Origin of the sequence: Clostridium omnivorum (assembly GCF_026012015.1) — a bacterium.
GTDB lineage: Bacteria > Bacillota > Clostridia > Clostridiales > Clostridiaceae > Clostridium_AX > Clostridium_AX omnivorum.
Map to the genome: position 1 here is coordinate 2,447,138 of NZ_BRXR01000001.1, position 19,638 is coordinate 2,466,775.

18 protein-coding genes and 2 riboswitches are annotated in these 19,638 nt (G+C 34.0%); of the genes, 11 read left to right on the forward strand and 7 right to left on the reverse strand.

The genetic code is table 11. The features are described from left to right. Nucleotides 1-22: 22 nt before the first annotated feature. Nucleotides 23-1,237: a M20 family metallopeptidase gene (locus bsdE14_RS11720; RefSeq protein ID WP_264850120.1), complete on the reverse strand. Its 1,215-nt coding sequence runs from the start codon at nt 1,235-1,237 to the stop codon at nt 23-25. Between the two features lie 70 nt (nt 1,238-1,307). Further along, a riboswitch (SAM riboswitch) is annotated at nt 1,308-1,412 on the reverse strand. 179 nt (nt 1,413-1,591) lie between these two features. Further along, nucleotides 1,592-1,701: riboswitch (SAM riboswitch) on the forward strand. 144 nt (nt 1,702-1,845) lie between these two features. Between bsdE14_RS11720 and bsdE14_RS11725 the strand changes: the two genes are divergently transcribed. From bsdE14_RS11725 to bsdE14_RS11755, 7 genes are all read left to right on the forward strand, one after another. Beyond that, a complete protein-coding gene (locus bsdE14_RS11725; protein WP_264850121.1) occupies nt 1,846-2,925 on the forward strand; it encodes a methionine ABC transporter ATP-binding protein in 1,080 nt (359 codons plus the stop codon). After that, nucleotides 2,873-3,553, forward strand: a complete 681-nt coding sequence (locus bsdE14_RS11730) for a methionine ABC transporter permease (RefSeq protein ID WP_264850122.1) — start codon at nt 2,873-2,875, stop codon at nt 3,551-3,553. Before bsdE14_RS11725 ends, bsdE14_RS11730 begins: the two co-directional genes overlap by 53 nt. Nucleotides 3,554-3,659: 106 nt before the next feature. Next, nucleotides 3,660-4,505 carry a MetQ/NlpA family ABC transporter substrate-binding protein gene (locus bsdE14_RS11735; RefSeq protein ID WP_264850123.1) on the forward strand — a complete coding sequence of 282 codons (846 nt, stop codon included), beginning with the start codon at nt 3,660-3,662 and terminating at the stop codon, nt 4,503-4,505. 199 nt (nt 4,506-4,704) lie between these two features. After that, nucleotides 4,705-5,247, forward strand: a complete 543-nt coding sequence (locus bsdE14_RS11740) for a hypothetical protein (protein ID WP_264850124.1) — start codon at nt 4,705-4,707, stop codon at nt 5,245-5,247. A gap of 128 nt (nt 5,248-5,375) precedes the next feature. Continuing rightward, on the forward strand, nt 5,376-5,945 hold the full coding sequence (locus bsdE14_RS11745) for a hypothetical protein (protein WP_264850125.1): 570 nt from the start codon (nt 5,376-5,378) through the stop codon (nt 5,943-5,945). A 174-nt stretch (nt 5,946-6,119) separates the two neighbouring features. Then, nucleotides 6,120-6,809, forward strand: a complete 690-nt coding sequence (locus tag bsdE14_RS11750; protein WP_264850126.1) for a hypothetical protein — start codon at nt 6,120-6,122, stop codon at nt 6,807-6,809. A 20-nt stretch (nt 6,810-6,829) separates the two neighbouring features. After that, nucleotides 6,830-7,816: a serine hydrolase gene (locus bsdE14_RS11755; protein WP_264850127.1), complete on the forward strand. Its 987-nt coding sequence runs from the start codon at nt 6,830-6,832 to the stop codon at nt 7,814-7,816. A gap of 35 nt (nt 7,817-7,851) precedes the next feature. On the opposite strand, the gene bsdE14_RS11760 is transcribed toward bsdE14_RS11755, so the two are convergent. Genes bsdE14_RS11760 through bsdE14_RS11775 form a run of 4 tightly spaced genes read right to left on the reverse strand, consistent with a single transcriptional unit; the run spans nt 7,852 to nt 11,873 of the window. Continuing rightward, a complete protein-coding gene (locus bsdE14_RS11760; protein ID WP_264850128.1) occupies nt 7,852-8,970 on the reverse strand; it encodes a GerAB/ArcD/ProY family transporter in 1,119 nt (372 codons plus the stop codon). 21 nt (nt 8,971-8,991) lie between these two features. Beyond that, nucleotides 8,992-9,210, reverse strand: a complete 219-nt coding sequence (locus bsdE14_RS11765; RefSeq protein ID WP_264850129.1) for a hypothetical protein — start codon at nt 9,208-9,210, stop codon at nt 8,992-8,994. Between the two features lie 3 nt (nt 9,211-9,213). Beyond that, nucleotides 9,214-10,371 (reverse strand): Ger(x)C family spore germination protein, encoded by a 1,158-nt coding sequence (locus bsdE14_RS11770; RefSeq protein ID WP_264850130.1) that lies wholly within the window; start codon nt 10,369-10,371, stop codon nt 9,214-9,216. Nucleotides 10,372-10,397: 26 nt separating this feature from the next. After that, nucleotides 10,398-11,873 (reverse strand): spore germination protein, encoded by a 1,476-nt coding sequence (locus bsdE14_RS11775; RefSeq protein WP_264850131.1) that lies wholly within the window; start codon nt 11,871-11,873, stop codon nt 10,398-10,400. A gap of 212 nt (nt 11,874-12,085) precedes the next feature. Here bsdE14_RS11775 and bsdE14_RS11780 point away from each other — a divergent pair, with 212 nt between their 5' ends. From bsdE14_RS11780 to bsdE14_RS11790, 3 genes are read left to right on the forward strand one after another with little or no spacing between them, the layout of a single operon-like run. Then, nucleotides 12,086-14,008 carry a PrkA family serine protein kinase gene (locus tag bsdE14_RS11780; protein WP_264850132.1) on the forward strand — a complete coding sequence of 641 codons (1,923 nt, stop codon included), beginning with the start codon at nt 12,086-12,088 and terminating at the stop codon, nt 14,006-14,008. Nucleotides 14,009-14,012: 4 nt separating this feature from the next. Then, nucleotides 14,013-15,185, forward strand: a complete 1,173-nt coding sequence (gene yhbH, locus bsdE14_RS11785) for a sporulation protein YhbH (protein ID WP_264850133.1) — start codon at nt 14,013-14,015, stop codon at nt 15,183-15,185. A gap of 1 nt (nt 15,186) precedes the next feature. Further along, entirely contained in the window at nt 15,187-16,554 is a 1,368-nt protein-coding gene (locus tag bsdE14_RS11790; protein WP_264850134.1) for a SpoVR family protein, read from the forward strand. Nucleotides 16,555-16,683: 129 nt separating this feature from the next. Here the strand turns inward: bsdE14_RS11790 and bsdE14_RS11795 are convergent, their stop codons facing one another. Continuing rightward, nucleotides 16,684-17,007, reverse strand: coding sequence for a hypothetical protein (locus bsdE14_RS11795; protein WP_264850135.1), 324 nt, complete (start codon nt 17,005-17,007; stop codon nt 16,684-16,686). 344 nt (nt 17,008-17,351) lie between these two features. Here bsdE14_RS11795 and bsdE14_RS11800 point away from each other — a divergent pair, with 344 nt between their 5' ends. Beyond that, nucleotides 17,352-18,137 (forward strand): cell wall hydrolase, encoded by a 786-nt coding sequence (locus tag bsdE14_RS11800; RefSeq protein WP_264850136.1) that lies wholly within the window; start codon nt 17,352-17,354, stop codon nt 18,135-18,137. Nucleotides 18,138-18,195: 58 nt separating this feature from the next. Here the strand turns inward: bsdE14_RS11800 and bsdE14_RS11805 are convergent, their stop codons facing one another. Continuing rightward, the gene (locus bsdE14_RS11805) at nt 18,196-19,629 is read right to left on the reverse strand and encodes a nickel-dependent hydrogenase large subunit (RefSeq protein ID WP_264850137.1); all 1,434 of its coding nucleotides are present in this window, start codon (nt 19,627-19,629) and stop codon (nt 18,196-18,198) included. Between the last annotated feature and the right edge of the window lie 9 nt (nt 19,630-19,638).

The following is a 19,638-nucleotide window of genomic DNA, read 5'->3' on the forward strand; positions in this document are numbered from 1 at the left end:
AAGAGGATGCTTCAAAACTACATTAAAGTAGTTTTGAAGCATCTCCTTTTTTACACCTTTCAAATTCAGACTTAATCTCCATTAATTTATCTCCATCAGTTAATAGCTTAAGTCCTGTTAGAGCTAGAGCCTTTGCAGCAAGAATTAAGGCATCATCAGCTTCAGTGGATTTTGCTGCAGCACAGAACTCCTTAGTATGCCCTACTAAATTACTTGGACCAATCCTTATATATGGGTGAATTGTTGGAACTACCTGGCTTATGTTGCCTGCGTCTGTAGAGCCTAAGCCCTTAGAGGTTTTACTAGGTACTTCTATCCCAAGTGTTTTCATACTATCTACAAAAACTTCATCGAATTTAGTATTAATCAGCAAGTCATCTACCTTATTTTGAAAGGATATTATATTAACCTTTGCCCCGGTGGCTAAAGCAGCGCCGCTGGCAATATTTTTAACCTTTTCAGTTACTTCGTCACAACCTTTTCTTGTAGAAGCCCTTATGAAGAATCTTGCTTTAGAGTATTCAGGTACTATATTGGGTGCATCTCCCCCGTGGGTAATAATACCGTGAATTCGTACATCGCTAGGTAGGTGCTGTCTTAATGCATTTATTCCGTTAAATAGAGAAATCACTGCATCTAAGGCGTTAATACCTTCTTCAGGACAAGCAGCCGCATGAGCTGGCCTTCCAATAAACTCAAAGTCTAATGGATCTACAGCAAGGGAGGTTCCAGTTACTGAAGTTTGATTTGAAGGGTGAATCATCATACAGGCATCGATGCCTTGAAGCAGGTTATGCTTTACAAAGCTTCCTTTTGCGCTGCCGTTTTCTCCTCCTTCTTCAGCTGGTGTGCCTAAAACAACTATTTCTCCACCGATTTCATCAATAACTTTGGACAGAGCTATAGCAGAGGCTATACTGGTAGTGCCTATTATATTATGACCACAAGCATGACCCAGATTTGGAAGAGCATCATATTCTGCCAAATAACCTATAACAGGTCCAGTGATTTTTGAAGACTTTTTTCGAGCAATAAAAGCAGTAGCATGGCCAGCCACAGCTCTTTCAATGGCAAAGCCATAGCTTTCTAAGGTGTCTGAAAGCAGCTTAGAAGCAAAAAACTCCTGATTTCCTATTTCAGGTCTCTCATGTATTTGATGACTTATCGCTAGGTATTCTTCTTTTTCATCTTCTATGGATGATATAATTCTATCCTTCAGGTTTTCAAAATGATTCATGTTAATTCCTCCTCAATAAAAAAACCTCTTCACATAAAGAAGAGGTCCTTATCAACAAGGATAGTTCCTCTTCTTATCTCTCAAGAATAATCTTGTTGGACTTGGCACAGTATTCTTAAAAGAACCCGCTGCCGAGGTTTCAAAGGGCCATTCCCTCCACCTCTCTTGATAAGAAGGGTTTATTCAGTTATTTAAAAACTATAATAAAACCTGAAAGAGGTATTGTCAATAGATTTTTTTCATATAATTATATATAAAAATTTTTCCTTTTTTTATGTTGACAATAATAAAAATACCTCGTATAATGAATTTCAAGCAATCCGGAATTGCAAAAAAACGAAAATTTAATAAAAATCCTTATCAAGAGAAGCTGAGGGACTGGCCCGAAGAAGCTTCAGCAACCACATGTTTCATTCGCATGCAAGGTGCTAAATCCAGCAGAATTAAGTTCTGAAAGATGAGGGAAGGTGCAAGTTTTGAATCAAACCCTTCCATGGGTTTTTTTTATGCACTAAACCCCTTCTTTCTGAAGGGTTTTTTTATTTCAAGGATGGTATTTTTAGAATACTTGGTATACTGTTATGAACTAATAAGAAGGGGGTATGGTTATGATTTGGCTTAAGGACATCAGCAAGGTTTATTCAAGTAGAGAGCAGAGGGTAGAAGCACTTAAGAATGTTAATTTACATATTGAAAAAGGGAAAATATATGGGATTATTGGATTTAGCGGGGCTGGGAAAAGTACTCTTATTCGCTGTATAAACTTGCTAGAAAAGCCAACTAAGGGTCAGGTTACGGTAAATGGTAAAGAACTTACAAGCCTTACCCCGAGAGAGCTTAGGAAAACAAGGGAAAAGATAGGAATGATATTTCAGCACTTCAACCTAATGAAATCAAGGACTGTTTATCAAAACATTGCTTATCCGTTAAAGAGAAAAAAGCTTGAAAAGTCTGTAGAAAGAGAAAAGGTAATGAAGCTGCTTGAACTTGTTGGGCTTACCGATAAGGTTAATGCTTATCCGTCACAGCTCAGCGGGGGTCAAAAGCAGAGAGTGGCTATAGCGAGAGCATTGGCTAATGAGCCTGAGGTGCTTTTATGTGATGAAGCAACTTCAGCACTAGATCCTCAGACCACTCAATCTATTCTTAGACTTTTGAAGGAAATCAATAAAAAACTAAATTTAACCATAGTAATTATTACTCATCAAATGGAGGTAGTTAAAGAAATCTGCCACAAGATAGCTGTTATGGATTCAGGAAAAGTGGTAGAAGAAGGGGATATTATTCAGATCTTTTCTAGTCCAAAAGCTGAAATAACTAAAGAGTTTGTTTCTACAGTATTCCATTATGATAAAATTTATGAGTTTTTGGGGCAAAAAGAATTCGTTGATGTAATAACTGAAGGGGAGGCTATATTAAAGATTTCTTTTATAGGTGAAAAAACTGGTCAGGCATTTATATCGAAAATATCAAGAAAATATAATGTAGATGCCAGCATCTTGTTTGGAAATATTGAAATAGTACAGGATGTACCTATTGGAAATCTTATAGTTAAATTTAGCGGCAGCAAGGAAGGAATAGTAAAGTCAATTGCTTATCTAGAAGAAAATAATATTCATGCGGAGGTGATTAGAAATGCTACACCATCTTTATACCTTTATGCCCAATGTGGTAGAACTCTTTCCTGATATGATAAAAGCTACTTTAGAAACGCTGCTTATGGTATTTATAGCAGGTAGCATTTCTACCTTGATTGGTATTCCTATTGGAGTAACATTAGTAGTTACAAGGCCAGGACATATACTTGAAAATAAGATTATCTATAATTTAGTTGGTAAGATAATTAATGTATTCAGATCTATTCCTTTTGTGATTCTACTTGCAGCAATAATTCCTTTAACCAGATTAATTGTTGGAACTACTATCGGGATGAAGGGGGCATTAGTTCCACTTGTTTTTGGTTCAACACCTTTTGTAGCGAGACAAATTGAATCGGCATTATTAGATATTGATAGGGGAGTGATTGAAGCAGCACAGGCTATGGGCTCCAGTCCCTTTGAAATAATTTACAGAGTACTGCTAAGAGAAGGGCTTCCAGGGATAATATACGCTTTAACAATTACAACTGTAAGCCTTATAGGCTTTTCAGCTATGGCAGGAACTGTTGGAGGAGGAGGTCTTGGAGACTTTGCAATTAGGTACGGCTACCAGTATTTCAAGACTGATGTTATGGTAGCAACAATTATTATACTTCTAATTATAGTAACGGGAATTCAAAGCATTGGAGAATTTTTATTAAAAAAGTTAAGTCATTAGAAGTAAGGGCGATTAAAGGTATAAATGACCTTTAACGGGTAACTTGTCCATAAGAATCGGCACGAATAGATTACCCCGTGTTTTCGACTGAAAGGAGAAAAAAATTATGAAAATAAAAAGATTAACAACCTTAATTTTAGGAATTCTATTTACAGCTTCAGCTTTAGTTGGCTGTGGAAATACAAAAACAAGCACTATTTCAAGTAATGCTGGTTCAGCAAAAAAGCAAGAAATAAAATTGGGAATAACAGGTGATGACCATAAGATATGGGACAATGTAAAGGAAAGGCTGGCAAAGGAAAATATTGATTTAAAAATAGTAAGCTTTAGTGATTATGTAAGGCCGAATATGGCATTAAATGATGGAGAGATAGATGCAAATGCTTTTCAGACAGTGGCATATTTTGAAAAGTTTAAAGCAGATCATAAGCTGGACCTCACTTCACTAGGATATACTATATTGGCCCCTATGGGCATATATTCTAGCAGCTTAAAGAATATAAAGGACTTAAATGATGGAGCAAAGGTGGCTATACCTAATGATGCAACAAATGGTGGAAGAGCATTACTATTACTTCAGGATGCAGGTTTCATTAAATTAAAGGATGGAGCGGGTATCACACCAACGGTGAAGGATATAGCAGAAAATCCTAAAAATCTTAAGATTGTGGAGCTAGTAGCCACACAAATTCCTAGGTCAATAAAGGATGTGGATGCTGCAGCAATCAATAATGGAGTAGCTGTTGAGGCAGGTTATTCACCACTTAAGGATTCTATATATATAGAAGATGTAAAGAAGGACAGTGCAAAGAATTACTTTAATATAATTGCAGTAAAGACAAAAGATAAAGACAACGCTGCCTTAAAGAAGCTTATCCAGGTTTATCAAAGCGAAGAAACTAAAAAGCTTATTGAAGAAACCTATAAGGGTTCATCAATACCCGCATTTTAATTGAAATAGAGAGCAAAGGGTAACTGCAATATTTAATTGCAAGCTATCTTAGAAAATAAAAATTATTATATATTTTGCTAATAAAGGAATTGGAAAAGTTTTGTAGAAACTACATATAATTATAGTAGGAGTCTGGCAGCTTCTAAAGTATGATTACTTTGCTTAGCTGCTGCCTTCAATAATTATAAGGAGAAATGATATGAGCGGAATAGTAATAATTTTTATGGTGATTGTCTTTATAGCTTTGTTTTCTGGAGCTAAAGGAAATCAGTCCAAACCCAGTAGACCAATGAGAAATACTAGACCAACAAACTTTATCACTTATTATGATTCATTACCAGGTGAATCACAGACGGAATTTTTGAATCAGCTTGATGATCTTCAAAGAATGCAAATGCTGGAAATGCTTCAGCATAGAGAGGAAAATCTCGATATACCACAGGATTTAATTGATAACTTTAATGATTGGACTCAAAGTGAGGAAGATAGAAATATAAGTCCTTATGATTCAAATAGCTTTGAAAATTTTAATTCTAGTGATTCTTATATTGATAATACTTCAAGCTATTCTGACTCTTATAATAGCGATAGTACAAATTATAGCGACTCCTATAGTGAGGGTTCAAGCTGGAGTGACTCTTATAGTGGGGATTCTTCAAGCTTTAGTGACTCATCCAGCAGCTTCACTGATTCATCAAATAGCTTCAGTGATAGTGGAAATTCTAGCGGAAGTGACTTTTAAATAAGAAAAGGTTAGTACAGCATTGCTGATACTAATCTTTTTTTTTGTTTACAATTTGTTAATAAAGTTGATATTAGATTGTCATGTTGAGGTAATAATATTTATTATGTAGTAATTAATATAAATAAATGATAGAAAATATTGATATAAGAGGAGTATTTAAATTGATGAAAAACGGTGTAGAAGTAAAAAAACCATTAATTCAAAATGCTAAGGAAAGAAAAAGAGTTTCAGTAGCTCTAGTGATTTTAGCATTATCTGCAGCAATTATAATATTTTTTATGATTTCAGGAAGTACTATTAATTTTAGGACCATAAGGAAATTAGGAGGGGCTGCTGGCACCTTAGCTGAGATTGGTTTTATATTTGCCATAGCTATGTTTGTTATAAGAAGAATAATTAAAAAGGTTGATTTAAAGTCTTTTAAGCCAATGGTTGTAACTCTTGCAAAGCTTGCAAGAGAGTGGCATGTGCCAGTAGCAATTACAGCCTTTTCAGCTATAATAATCCATGTGTATATTATGCTTTCAAGAGGTTTTATATTTAGTTTAACTTACATTTCAGGAATTTCAGCACTTTTAGTTTTAGCGGTTCTAATGATATCAGGTATATTTAGATATAAGAGAAAAGGTGTTAAGCTTCACATGGTGCTGGGTATATCTTTTATAGTTATGATGATAATACATTTAATAAGCTAATAGTAAAGAGCTTTATCGAAATGAGTAAAAAGTCATTTTGGTATGGCTTTTTTTATTTGATCCGTGTTCACAAAATGTTAATTATATTGCTATAAATCTGTCATATTGTATTAGTAGTATAAAATAATAGTAACAATAATTAAATGTTAATGCTATAGGGGTGAGAAGGTTAAAATGCAAAATATAAATGCGGCAAAACAATCAGAGGAAGTAGCAGACAATATTGTTGATAATATGCGTTTGCAATGGATACAGCATTGGGATGCTCTTTCATTTTTAATTATAGCGGCAGCAAAGGTCTTATACTCTGGAAAGCAAATAGCTCCGAAGATGTTTAATTTAAAAGTGCTTCAGCCTCCTGTTATAGCATCAATTTTACCTATTGTAGCTTTGGCTTACTTCTTTAAAGAAAAACAGAGGATAAAGTATTTTTATATAATGAACCTGATTATTAGTATTATTTTAATAATAGATACCATGTACTATAGAGGTTTTAAAGATATTGTGTCTTTAGGTACTTTAAAATCAAGCTTTCTTATGGGAGGAAGTGTATCTAATTTATTGTCATTTTTAAAACCTAAAGATTTTATTTATATAATAGATCTTATTCTTCTTATACCACTAGTAAATATTATGAAAGGCGTAAGAAGAAAGCAGTACTCCCGCAAATTACGTATATTTATGGTAATAGCTATATTTACTTTTGGAGTGGCTATAGACGGAAATTTTATTTATAAGACCTATAAAAATCAGACAGTAGTAAGCTCTGTTTCAAATAGTAAATTATATTTGTCAAGGAATCTTGGAGGTCTAAATTTTCATGCTTTAGATTTTTATGAATATATTTCCGAAAAATTAAAATAGAAAATAAGGAGAAGGTGGACATGCCGAGAAGTAGAATATTCAAATTGTTTGTATTGACTATGGTTTCAGCAATTATTATTGTTTCTGCCATAGGCACAGGGGTGACTAGCACTATAACAAAAGCTGAAACTGAAGACAAAGAATTTACTTCTACACAAGCACAGGAGTATTATATGCATGAAGATGAAATACAGCAGTATAATGACCAAAAGCTATTAAAATCTAAACAGGATATGTTTTTAAAAACGCAGCAGCTTAAAACCAATGAGCAGAAAAAACAAAAATTAGAAGAGGAAATAAAAGCTTATTTAGCAAGCAATATGGATAATGTAGGATTAAGCTATTATGATATTAACTCTGGTAGTGAAATAACAATAAATGGAGATAAAACATTTTTGGCTGCTAGTACTGTAAAGGTTCAAATGAATATTGTGCTTGCAGATTTGATTAAAGGTGGACAAATTTCTAAAGATGAAGCACTAAAGTATACTGATGCTTTTTATGAAGAAGGAACAGGAATACTTCAAGGACAGGAATTAACTACTCCAATACCTCTAACGCTTTTAAGCAAGTATTCCATTGTATATTCAGATAATATTGCAACTAATATGATTATGGATAGAATAGGTTATGAAAAAATGAGGACTCTTATAGATAGCAAAATTGGACATGCTACAGATCATAGCGATAACTATATTACAGCTAAGGATGAAACAACTCTTTTAAAGCTCTTATATGAAAATAAAGATAATAATTCCCTTTATAATGAGCTAATAGAAAATATGAAAAACACAGAATTCCACGATAGAATGGATTTATATGTACCTCAAAACCTAGTGGCTCATAAGATAGGAAGCTATGATAATTATGTTAATGATGTTGGAATAGTATACGCAAAGAACCCTTATATTTTATCCGTTTATACCAATGAAGTAGAAAATGCGGATGAGGTTATTGCACATATATCACAGTTAATTTATAACTATCAAAACAGTATTTCAGAATAAATTTTATATTAAAGGGGCAATAAAAAATCCCCTTTTTATTTTTGCTCTTTTTTTGATGAACTAGGTTTCTTTTTCCTTTTCTTTTTAACTGCAATTAAAGCATAGAATAGAATAAATAATGGGAGTATTAATTCAAAGGGCAATGAATAATACCTCCAAAGTGTTCCTGTCCAATTAGTAAGTTCAATGATGTTTTTATTGAATATAAAGGAACAATCCATAAGGAGAAGGCACATAGGAACTACTAGGAATCTGTAGTCCTTAATATTAAGCAGCTTTGCTGTGCCTTTTACAGCAGTAAACATACAAATACAAAGCTTCATAAGTCCACCAATTGCAAAAGTAAGACCTGCAATAATCTCAATTCTTTGGATAAACTCTCCAACCCTCACCCTGCTGACAGATGCATAAGAAGGAAAATAGTACTGACTGAATCTTTCTACTCCAAGAGTAAGTATATCAGAGGTTTTAGCTATGAGAACTAGTGAACCTCCAATTAAAATTCCCCACAGGTAGCTTTTTTTTATGTCTTTTGTACTTTCTAAAGATGAAAAAAGTGCAGTAAAAACTATAGTTTCACCAAATGGAAACGAGAATAGGGAGAAGGCTCCTGATAGTATGGGAGTAACACCCTTTTCAAGTACAGGCATAAGGTTCCTACCATCCATTTGTGGAGTTAACAGCATAAAAGCCATTATTATTAAAACAATTAATGAACTAACTATAAGCTCAGCAAAACGCCCTATAACCTCTATGCCATTTTTTAGAGCATAGGCGCACAGTGCTGTTGGAAAAATTAATATTATAAAAATATTCATTTCAGGAAGGGTAACTGTAGTGATAAAGCTGAAGAAGTCTTCAATTATTAATACTGAAATATTAAAGGAAAACCAAATATAGATAATACAAAATATTCTTCCGAAAAAACCTCCAAATAGCGTAATAAGAATATCATATAAATCTTCACCTGGAAACAAGGTTAAAAGTTTGGAATACATTAAAGATACCAGCATTCCAAACAGTATTGAAACTATTATAGCTATCCATATGTCCTTTTGAGCTTCTACACCTGAAGGAAAGATCAAGGTTCCGTTAGTTATAAACAAAATTAACATAGCTACAGCTTGCTTTGAAGTTATTATTTCTTTTTCCATGGAATACTCCTTCTTGTTCTCTTATGATTTCAAGCCCAAAAGATGGGTAATAAAATCTGAAAATGGTCTCAGCGGAGAAGGTATATTAGCCTTCAAAAGCAAAAGTATGCTAAGAAAATAAGAGAACATAAAAAGTATGATATACCAGTTAATATCAACTTGTTTTGTATTTTTTAATGCTGGTCTAAGTTCAATAACTCCTATAAGAATATAGGCTAAGGTTGCAAATATAATTTTCATAAATTAATCACCTTTACGAAGAGGTTTTCCAACAAGAGCACTTCCATTTACAGTTACATGTACATTAGCTTTTACTTCAAGATTCGCAAAGTTCTTGTTCCAATCATTTTTCAGCTTTGACCATTCACTGGGCATATGAGCTTCAATTTCCCTTCCAAAGCCAAATATATCTGTTTCGTATTGTTTTTGTACTAGTGACACTAATGTTTGAATTTCTTCTACTAATTCAGCTTCAAGGCAGCGTTCAAGCTGTTTAACAGTGGCGTTGTTTGTAAAATCTAAATCCTCACTGGATTCTGCTACACCAACATTTGTATTTACATCTACAATTATTGCAACTGAACCATTGGAGTAGGTTGGGATTAACTTTGTTTTACTTTTAAATAATTCAAAGGTTATATTTGAGCCAACCTTTGTTTGGTCTTTTCTAATGTTAAAAAGGGCCCCTTGTATTTTATTCCTTATAAATAGAAGAATTTTACTTTGATCTGGACTTAATTCACCCTTCATTTTATTATCTTCAAAAATAGCAGTGCCACCTATTTTAAGAGTCCCCTTTTCATAAGGGTTCAAACTTATAAGAGCGCCTATAGGTTCAATACCAGGAGTAGACATATCGTATAAAAACTCCCATAGGTCAATTTTGGGAAAGGAGGACACAGCTTCCTGATTAATCATCATATCATGAATCATATTAGATACAATGGTGTTTTCATCCTTTCTAGTTTCTAAAATTTGCTGCGCAGTATTTTTAGTGGTGAACAAGAGCCTCATATCGTCTCTAACTTCCTGATCTCTATTTACCCAGTCTAATACTTCGAAAATGTTATTTTCAGCAAGGCTGCCGCTTATAATTAGAATTTTGGCATGAGACCAGTATAGCTTTTTGCCATAAGTTGTAACCATATTTCTAACTGCATCAAATACACTTTTGCCTCTTCCAGTTATAACCTTGGAGCCAGCACCGGCAGCTACACTTCCCTCACGTCCTTCTACTGTTTCAGCTGAAACAATAAATTGTTTAGATACCATGTCGTAATCCATGCCAACACCTAATATAAATGCTCTGGATTCAATCTCATTATAGTCTCTTGAACAGCTGCAAAAGAGTGTAGAAGTTGTTATAAGTAATATAGTTATTATATATTTGAAGTTTTTCATATAAATCAACTTTCCTTATAAAACATTTATTCTGATTTATTTCTATTTGTTGCAACTTTGCTCCTAAAGTTTACATACCAAATGGGTGGTCTAATATAGGTATCTTTTACAGCGTTTTTATCAATAGCTGTAGTCCTGTAGGTATAGGGAACACCAAAGGACCTTAAAGATACTAGATAAAATAGTACAGCACATACCCCAAATATGTATCCATAAAGCCCCATAATATAGGAGCATAATATAAAAAATAGCCTTAAAGCTATTGTAGAGCTTTTCATTTCTACTATAAGAAAGGTGGTAATTCCAGTAAAAGAAACAATAATAACCATAGGAGAGCTTATAAGTTTTGCTTGAACAGCGGCCTGACCTATAACAAGAGCTCCAGTAATACTTACAGTTTGACCTATTGGAGTAGGAAGCCTTGTACTTGCTTCTCGAATATTTTCAAATATGAATAAAAACACCAGCATTTCTATAATTGTGGGAAAGGGTACACCCTTTCTAGAAGAAGCTATACTAATTGCTAGGGTAGTAGGTATCATTTCCTGATGGTATACAACTATAGCTAGATAAATTGCAGGAGTACTGGTAGTTAAAAAAAATCCAATTATTCTTAGTAGCCTGTTTACAGTTCCAAAAAAATAGTTTAGATTATAGTCTTCAGTAATTCTAAAGTATTCCATAAAAACAAAGGGAACAGTAAGTACAAAGGGTGTACCATTACAGACCACGGCTATTCTTCCGTCTAGAAGCTTTGTTACTACATCATCAGGTCTTTCTGTGGAACCAACAGTTTGAAAAATAGAAAGCTTGTTATCTGTAATATTTTCTGCAATGTTGGCACTTTCTACTACTCCGTCCACTTTAATATCATCTATACGTTTAATAAGTTCTTTAAGAATTTTCTCTGAGGCTATTCCTTCGATATAGCATATACAAACCTGAGTTTTAGTTTTAGAACCTAATCTTTTAAAAATAAACTTCAAGGCTTTATCCGGCAGCCTTTTTCTTATAAGAGTAAGGTTTGTATCTAGAGATTCAGTGAAGGCATCTTTAGGACCTCTTACTGCTTTTTCCGTATCAGGAGTAGTTATGCTTCTATCTTGAAAGCCCTTTGAAGGGATTATTATAGCTTGATTCACACCTGCAATAAAAAGTACTACATTTCCTAAAAGTACTGATTCTGCAATTTGGTTTACGTCAGAGGCTATTTGATTAGTAGGTGAAATCAAAACTCTTCTTATTAAATAATCAATCACTGTATCTTCACTTAGTGAACTAGGCAGCTCATGATTTAAAATTGGTTCAATTATATCTCTGCTTATGAGCTTTAGGTCACTCATATTTTTTTCAAAAACAAGGCAAAATTCTATATTCAATTCCTCAAGGCTCTCAAATTTTCTAAAGATAATGGTATCGTCATTGGTAAAAATATTTTTTATTATAGATATATTATTTTCTAATGAATTTGTAAGTTTTAAGGTGTTCTTTTTATCTTCCATAATATATCACCATACTTTTTCTTAGAACTATAGTATATATATTTTGCATTTATTTTTATATTTAATACATAAATTATTTTTGGTCAAAAGTGCCATATTTATCTTATGCTGCATAAAATAATTGTAAGAATACATTTTGCATAGAGTCAAAATGGATTCTTGCATTTTAAAACTGGTATGAAAGTCATTATAAATATTTTGGAGGTGTCCCTATGAACTTTAAGGACTTAATTGAGAATGACAGAGAGCAGCAGAAAAAAAATAAATTTGAAGGGACCTTACTAGATTACCTTGAAATAGTTAAAACAAATCCCGATATAGCTAAGTTAGCTCATAAAAGAATGTACGATATAATCCTAGAAAGCGGCTACGAAATATTAAGGCCCGAGGAGAACCAAAGAATAAGAAAAATTTATGGCAATGAGGTTATAAAAAAGTATAACTTCTTTAAGGATGACTTTTTTGGAATTGACAAGATATTAATGAAAATTGTGAATTACTTCAATGCGGCTGCTATGAAGGGGGAAGAAGCTAGACAGGTACTGTACTTAGTAGGTCCTGTAGGTGCAGGAAAGTCCTCTTTAGTAGAAATACTTAAGAAGGCATTAGAATCAGCTCCGCCAATATATTCCTTAAAGGGATGTCCTATGGCTGAAGAGCCATTACACCTTATACCAAAACACCTAAGAAAAGATTTTGAGGAATATTTAGGAGTTCAAATCGAGGGTGATTTGTGTCCTATATGTAAGTATAAGTTAAAGAATGAGTATAATGGAGAATATGAAAAGTTTCCAGTAGTTACTTCAACCTTTTCTATTAGATCTAGAAAAGGGATAGGAGTTGTACCACCTGTTGATCCAAATAATCAAGATACCTCTATTCTTACAGGCTCGGTGGATATATCAAAGATGGACTTATATCCAGAGGATGATCCTCGCATTTTTTCTTTAAATGGAGCTTTTAATGTAGGAAATAGAGGAATGGTAGAATTCATAGAAGTGTTTAAAAATGATGTAGAGTATTTGCATACAATAATTACTGCAACTCAAGAAAAGTCTATCCCATCTCCAGGAAAGGGAGCAATGCTTTACTTTGATGGTATTATAGTAGCTCACTCAAATGAGGCAGAATGGAACAGATTTAAATCAGATCACACTAATGAAGCTATTTTAGATAGAATAGTTAAAGTTGAGGTGCCCTATTGTCTAGAATTAAACGAAGAAATGAAGATATATGAAAAGATACTAAAAAAGAGCAATTTTAGCGCACATATATCACCACATACTATTGAAACTGCAGCCATGTTTGCTGTGCTGTCCAGACTTTCACCTTCTGCAAAGGCAGATCCAATGACAAAGCTGAAGATTTATAATGGGGATGAAATAGTTGAAAAGGGTACTACTAAAAAGATTGATATATCTGAGCTAAGAGAAGAAGCAGGAATGCGAGAAGGTATGACTGGTATTTCTACAAGATTCATCATAAAGGCTATAGATAATGCACTTTCGAATTCAGAGCATAACTGTATCAATCCACTAAGTATTATGGAGAGCATAATTAAATCCTTAAAGGAATTAGATATTGCTGAAGAAGATAAAAAGAGGTATATAGCTTTTGTACAAGATAGTATTAGAAAAGAATATAATAAAGTACTTGAAAAGGAAATAACTAAGGCATTTATTCACAGCTTTAGAGAGCAGGCAGAAAGCTTGTTTAATAACTATATAGATAATGCAGAAGCCTTTGTAAATAAGTCTAGACTTAAAGATAAGTCAACGGGAGAGGAACTAAATCCAGATGAAAAGTTTATGCGCTCCATTGAAGAGCAAATAGGCGTTTCTGAAAGTTCATCAAAAGGCTTTAGAACAGACGTAACCTCCTATATGTTCTATGTAGTAAGGAATGGCGGCACCATTGACTATAGCTCCTATGAACCTCTTAGAGAAGCTATAGAAAAGAAACTTATGGCTTCTGTTAGGGACCTTTCTAGAATAATAACTAAGTCTAGAGTTAGAGATAAGGATCAGGAATCCAAATATAATACCATGGTAGAGGAAATGAAGGCTAATGGGTATTGTGAACACTGCTGTGATGTTATTCTAAAGTATGCTGCCAACAACCTGTGGAAGGATTGATAATATGGCAATATTTAAAGAATTTGATTCTGTTGACCACGATAGGTCTGTAGAGGACAGAAGAAGGCATCGACAGCTAGTGGAAAAATCTATTAGAGATAACCTGGGGGATATCCTGTCTGAGGAGAGCATTATAGGAGAAGGAAAGGATAAAAAGATTAAAATTCCAATAAGAGGACTTAAGGAGTACCAATTTATATACGGTAAAAACACTCCTGGAGTAGGAAGCGGTGACGGATCCGAAAAGAGAGGAGATAAAATCGGAAGCGATAAAAGTCAGCAAGGAAAGGGAAAGGGTTCAGGTCAGGCAGGTAGCGAAGAAGGAGAAGATATTTATGAAACTGAAATATCTATTGATGATGTACTGAGCTACTTGATGCAGGATTTGGAGCTTCCTGACCTTGATAAAAAGAAGTTTTCCGAGATACTTTCAGAAAATGCTACAAAAAAGTGCGGCTATCAAAAACATGGTATTAATCCAAGACTAGCTAAAAAGAGAACTGTCATTGAAAAGATAAAGAGGGAACAGGGAAAGAAAAGGGCGCTAAGAGAAGCAGAGCAGGAGGTTAAGATAGATAGATTTCCTTTTAAAGAAGATGATTTAAGGTACTATAGAGTAAAAAAGACCAAGAAAAGGGAGTTTAACGCAGCAATTATTTGTATAATGGATACCTCAGGTTCTATGGATAACACAAAAAAGTACTTGGCTCGTTCCTTTTTCTTTGTACTCTCTAGATTTATTAGAATGAAATATACCAATGTGGAGGTAGCTTTTATTAGCCATTCAACCACTGCCAAGGAAGTAAATGAAAATGAATTTTTTCATAAGGTAGAATCTGGGGGAACCTATATCTCCAGCGGATATGTAAAAGCATTAGAAATTATTGAAGAAAGATATAACCCATCCTTTTGGAATATATATGTGTTTAATGTTAGTGATGGAGATAATTGGGCAGAAGACAATGATAGAGCTGTAAAGGCTTGCCATGAGCTTACGGAAGTGAGCAATATGGTTGGGTATGCAGAGATTCTGCCAAGTTTTTATTCTTCAGGACTTAAGGATAAACTGACAAAGGAAGTTAAGAGTAATAAATTTACTGTTGTTACGGTAAAACAAAAGCAGGACTTATGGAATGCCCTCAAAGGAATATTGAAAAAAGAAGTAAAGGAGGGCTAAGATGGAATATACTGTTAGAGACTTGGAGAAGTGGAATGAAAGAATTGAAGCCTTAGCAGCAGAGTTAGGACTAAACTTTTATGAACAGGAATTTGAATTTATAGGGTACAAAGATATGCTGGCTTATGAGGCTTATGTAGGAATGCCTTCAAGATACCCTCACTGGAGCTTTGGTAAGGCTTATGAGAGAAATAAAACACTTTACAGGTATAACCTTACCGGACTGCCTTATGAGATGGTAATAAATTCAGACCCATGTCTTGCATACCTGATGAAGGAAAATACACTTTTACTTCAAATCTTAACTATTGCTCACGTTTATGGACACAATGACTTTTTTAAGAATAATAGGTTGTTTAAGGAAGGAACTAGAGCAGACTACACTGTTGAAATGTTCAAAAGTCACGCAGATAAAATAAGAAGCTATATCAATGACCCAAGCATTGGCTATGAAAGCGTGGAAAGAGTTCTTAATGCTGCTCATGCCATCAAGCTCCAGATTGATAGGGTAGTTGGAGAAAAGAGAATGGATGCGGATGTTTTAAAGAGGAGAATTCTTGAAGATTATATGAAAAAACTGGAGAATAGAAGTATACTTGAGCCCTATGTAAATACTAATCCTCCAGATGTAAGTAAAATACCGCTTCAGCCCGAAGAAGATATTATATACTTTATAATTAAATACGGAAATCTTGAAGAGTGGGAGAAGAATATATTAGAAATAGTAAGGGAGGAAACACTATATTTTATACCTCAGATTGAAACAAAAATAATGAATGAGGGCTGGGCTAGCTTTTGGCACTATACTATACTAAATGAACTGGATCTTCCTCACTCTCTTCACCTAGAGTTTATAAAGCGGCATAATGATGTAGTAGCACCAATGCTTGGCGGTTTGAATCCATATTATTTAGGGTTTAAAATGTTTCAAGATATAGAAAGACGCTATGGAAGAAAGAAGATCTTTGAAGTACGTGAATTAGAAAGAGATGCTTCCTTCCTTAGAAGATACTTGACTCAGGAAATTTGTGAGGAGATGAACCTTTTTGAGTATGCTAAAAAAGGCTATGACTACTTTATTGAGGAAGTGCCGGATGAGCTAGGCTGGAAGGAAATTAGGAATCTGCTTGCTGCTAGCTGCGGAATGGGAATGGTACCAGTGATAAGGGTACTAGAGATGAGTCCCAAGGATAGGCTTTTAACTTTGGAACAGGTTTTTGATGGAAGGGAGCTCAACTTAGATTATGCTGAGGCAACCTTGAAGCATATACAGGAACTTTGGGGGCACAGTGTGCTATTAATAACAAAAGCAAATGGAAAAGAAGTAAAAATTAGCTGTAATGAAAATAAAGTAATTATGAGAATATAGAGTAAAAGGCCAGTCTATTTGATTCTATCAGCTAAATCAAATAAGCTGGTCTTTTTATTGAAAGGGGTATTAAAGGGGTAGCGCAGTAACTATTAAGGCTATAATGCCTTTCAAAATTTAAACTAATATTTAAAACATATATTCCTTCATATACATTTCATATAAACCTTGAGCTTCTTGAAGTGAAATTTTTCCCTGCATAAGGTTTCTATATAAAAGGTAAAGATAGGTGCTAAGCTCAGGGTGTAAAGGTTTTGTTTCCTTAACTTTTAAATGTATCATTTCTGCAAATTCAGCCTTAGTATTTGAAGTTTCAAGGTCAATATAATCTAAAAGTTTATGTATTTTTTCTTTAATTCTGTAATCGGTACTGATTATTTCTATCTCTTTAAGCTGCAGCTGAACTTTTTCTAATATTTGAATTGCAAATACTTCAGAATTATTATTATTCACAAGGCTCACCTATCTTTCAATTAATTTTTATAAAAACGTATCGAAATCCCGAAACAAAAAATATAAGATGTTAATTATAATTACGAAAAATATGCATTTTTTTAGGGGGTGCTCCTAAGATATTTTTCCATTTATTTTGAGAATTGAAGTAATTACTTACTAATTATGACATGGTAAGTTTATGGTATATAGGAAAATTACCATAATAAATATTATGGTATAGAACATTATAGTGCCAAATTAGGAATAACCGACCCGTATTGCATATTATTGTTTGTTGTGCTCCTTCTATTTAGCCCATATAATTAAGGCAATCTTACATTTCAACTGAAAGGAAAAGATGAATGAATAATATAAAAAAATATAGTGTAGTATTATTGGGTACTGCAATAATAGGAGCAATAATTTCTATACAGGGTTTACATTCAGCTATAAATCCTAAAGTGGAGGAGACAAGCCATACAAAAGCTTTAATTTTAGCTTCAAGTTATCAAAAAAAGCCTGTGATGTTGGTGGAGTATGATGGTGAAGGAAGTGTTATTGTAGCGCCATCAGTTATACAAACAAAGGAAGAAATTGTACAAGCAGCTGAAGTTAAAACTGATAATACATATGCTGTAAAGGAAGAAGTGCCTAAGAATGAGGCAGCACTTTCAAGAGGAGGCAGCGTATCAGATTCTATATCTAAAAAGACTTCTGTAAGCAAAAACATTAGCCAGAGTTCAAAAAGTGGACAAACGGCTAAGGCTGCTAACAGTATTAATTATGACGAAAAAGAATTATTTTATAGATTGGTTAGTGCAGAGGCAGCAGGTGAGCCATTTGAAGGAATGGTGGCAGTGGCTACTGTAATAATGAACAGAGTAAAAAGCCCTAATTATCCTAATACCATCACTGGTGTTATTATGGATAAAAATTGGGGATATCAGTTTACTCCAGTGGCTGACGGTAGAATTAACGAACCTGCTACTGCAGAGGCTAAAAGAGCTGTAGACATGGTTCTTGGTGGCTATAGAAGCTTCGGAGCAGAGGTGCTTTACTACCTAAATCCAAAGAAATCTACAAACAGCTGGATACCAAAGAAGAAAACTTATTATAAGACTATTGGAACTCAAGATTTTTATTATTAAAAAAGGCAGAAAAGCTCTGCCTTAGAGCTGTTCATCCTAATAAAAGGTGAGCAGCTTTTTAATTTATACATTTATCATATTTCCCTATAATGTGGGTAGCGCAGGAAATACAAGGATCAAAGGAACGAACGATTCTGCCAAGCTCCACAGGGTTATCAATATCCTTAATAGCTGTTCCAATTAGAGCTTTTTCCGCAGCTCCATGAAACCCATTTTCATCTAGTGGGGAAAAGTTCCACATAGAGGGAGTTATTATATTATAGTTTTTAATTACTCTATTTTCAATTTGGAGCCAATGACCAAGTGCTCCTCGGATGGTGTCCACAAGACCCATTCCAAAGCCCTTTTCAGGTATATCAAGTATTTTTTGATTGTTTGGCTTCAGCTGAAGTTTATCTGCAATATTCATCATTATTCCAGCTATCTTTTTAGTCTCCATAACTCTAGCTGAATTTCTATCCATGCAGGAGTTCCCTCTGGTGTATTCGCCAGTAAGCATTAGCCTTGCCAGCGGACCAACCTCCATTGGAACACCATCATACCTGGGAGCTTTAATAAAGGTATAGGCTTCAGGTTTTTTTATATCAACTGCTTCATTTTTTTCTGTTCCTGGCTTATAGGTAATTGAATTCTTATCTTTTTCCAGTGCTGAAGGGTTATCATTATCTACAAACCAGGAATATTTTATATTTTCGGTGATGAGGCTGGAGTTTAAGGGCGATTTCTTGTCCTGAAGCAGTACTCCAGGATTTACATAGAATAAATCCTTATCATTATAATAATTGAATAAGCCGTAGCTCATAAAATTATTATATGAGCTTCCCTTCTCAAAATAATCAGGATAGTATTCAGTTAGTATCTTTATATCCTCTGTCATAGCTGAATTTATAAAATTGCTCAGTTCTGACAGAATAGATTTTATTTTTGACAGCTTATAAGAATCAATGTTTACTGTAACTCCACCAGCAAAGATCCCATGATTATGAGGGGCCTTACCACCAAGTACTGCAACGCCTTCATGGGCTAGTCGGCTGAAGTTAATGCTTTCTAAATAATGATTAATAATAATTTGGCTAAAGTTATCAGGTATTCTATAATCTGTGTACTTTTGAGGTGATACTGGGTTTATATCTGGCATTTTTACAAAGTCGGGTATTGTAAAAAGATAGAACTGCCTTAAATGATTGCTTAAAAATTCAAAGCCATGTATTAAGTCTCTAAGATAGGTATCATTTGTGTCCATGGATATATTCAAAGCGACTTGCAAAGCAAGTGAAGAAGCTACTGCATGGGAGGTTGAGCAAATACCGCATATTCTTTGGGTGAAATATATGGCATCTAGAGGGGATCTGCCCTTTAACATCTTTTCAAAGCCCCTAAATAAAAGACCACTTGTCTTAGCATTAGCTACAATATTATCTTCTACTTCAGTAGTTATTTCCATAAAACCACTAATTCTCGTGACAGGATCAATAGTTAAAGTCTTCTTCATAATTTTTCC

Excerpts from the sequence above, each read along its gene's own strand:
- bsdE14_RS11790 (WP_264850134.1), top strand. The coding sequence starts at position 15,187 with ATGGAATATACTGTTAGAGACTTGGAGAAGTGGAATGAAAGAATTGAA.
- bsdE14_RS11750 (WP_264850126.1), top strand. The coding sequence starts at position 6,120 with ATGCAAAATATAAATGCGGCAAAACAATCAGAGGAAGTAGCAGACAAT.
- bsdE14_RS11745 (WP_264850125.1), top strand. The coding sequence starts at position 5,376 with ATGATAGAAAATATTGATATAAGAGGAGTATTTAAATTGATGAAAAAC.
- bsdE14_RS11735 (WP_264850123.1), top strand. The coding sequence starts at position 3,660 with ATGAAAATAAAAAGATTAACAACCTTAATTTTAGGAATTCTATTTACA.
- bsdE14_RS11730 (WP_264850122.1), top strand. The coding sequence starts at position 2,873 with ATGCTACACCATCTTTATACCTTTATGCCCAATGTGGTAGAACTCTTT.
- bsdE14_RS11720 (WP_264850120.1), bottom strand. The coding sequence starts at position 1,237 with ATGAATCATTTTGAAAACCTGAAGGATAGAATTATATCATCCATAGAA.
- bsdE14_RS11775 (WP_264850131.1), bottom strand. The coding sequence starts at position 11,873 with ATGGAAGATAAAAAGAACACCTTAAAACTTACAAATTCATTAGAAAAT.
- bsdE14_RS11765 (WP_264850129.1), bottom strand. The coding sequence starts at position 9,210 with ATGAAAATTATATTTGCAACCTTAGCCTATATTCTTATAGGAGTTATT.
- bsdE14_RS11760 (WP_264850128.1), bottom strand. The coding sequence starts at position 8,970 with ATGGAAAAAGAAATAATAACTTCAAAGCAAGCTGTAGCTATGTTAATT.
- bsdE14_RS11770 (WP_264850130.1), bottom strand. The coding sequence starts at position 10,371 with ATGAAAAACTTCAAATATATAATAACTATATTACTTATAACAACTTCT.
- bsdE14_RS11755 (WP_264850127.1), top strand. The coding sequence starts at position 6,830 with ATGCCGAGAAGTAGAATATTCAAATTGTTTGTATTGACTATGGTTTCA.
- bsdE14_RS11725 (WP_264850121.1), top strand. The coding sequence starts at position 1,846 with ATGATTTGGCTTAAGGACATCAGCAAGGTTTATTCAAGTAGAGAGCAG.
- bsdE14_RS11805 (WP_264850137.1), bottom strand. The coding sequence starts at position 19,629 with ATGAAGAAGACTTTAACTATTGATCCTGTCACGAGAATTAGTGGTTTT.
- yhbH (WP_264850133.1), top strand. The coding sequence starts at position 14,013 with ATGGCAATATTTAAAGAATTTGATTCTGTTGACCACGATAGGTCTGTA.
- bsdE14_RS11800 (WP_264850136.1), top strand. The coding sequence starts at position 17,352 with ATGAATAATATAAAAAAATATAGTGTAGTATTATTGGGTACTGCAATA.
- bsdE14_RS11780 (WP_264850132.1), top strand. The coding sequence starts at position 12,086 with ATGAACTTTAAGGACTTAATTGAGAATGACAGAGAGCAGCAGAAAAAA.
- bsdE14_RS11740 (WP_264850124.1), top strand. The coding sequence starts at position 4,705 with ATGAGCGGAATAGTAATAATTTTTATGGTGATTGTCTTTATAGCTTTG.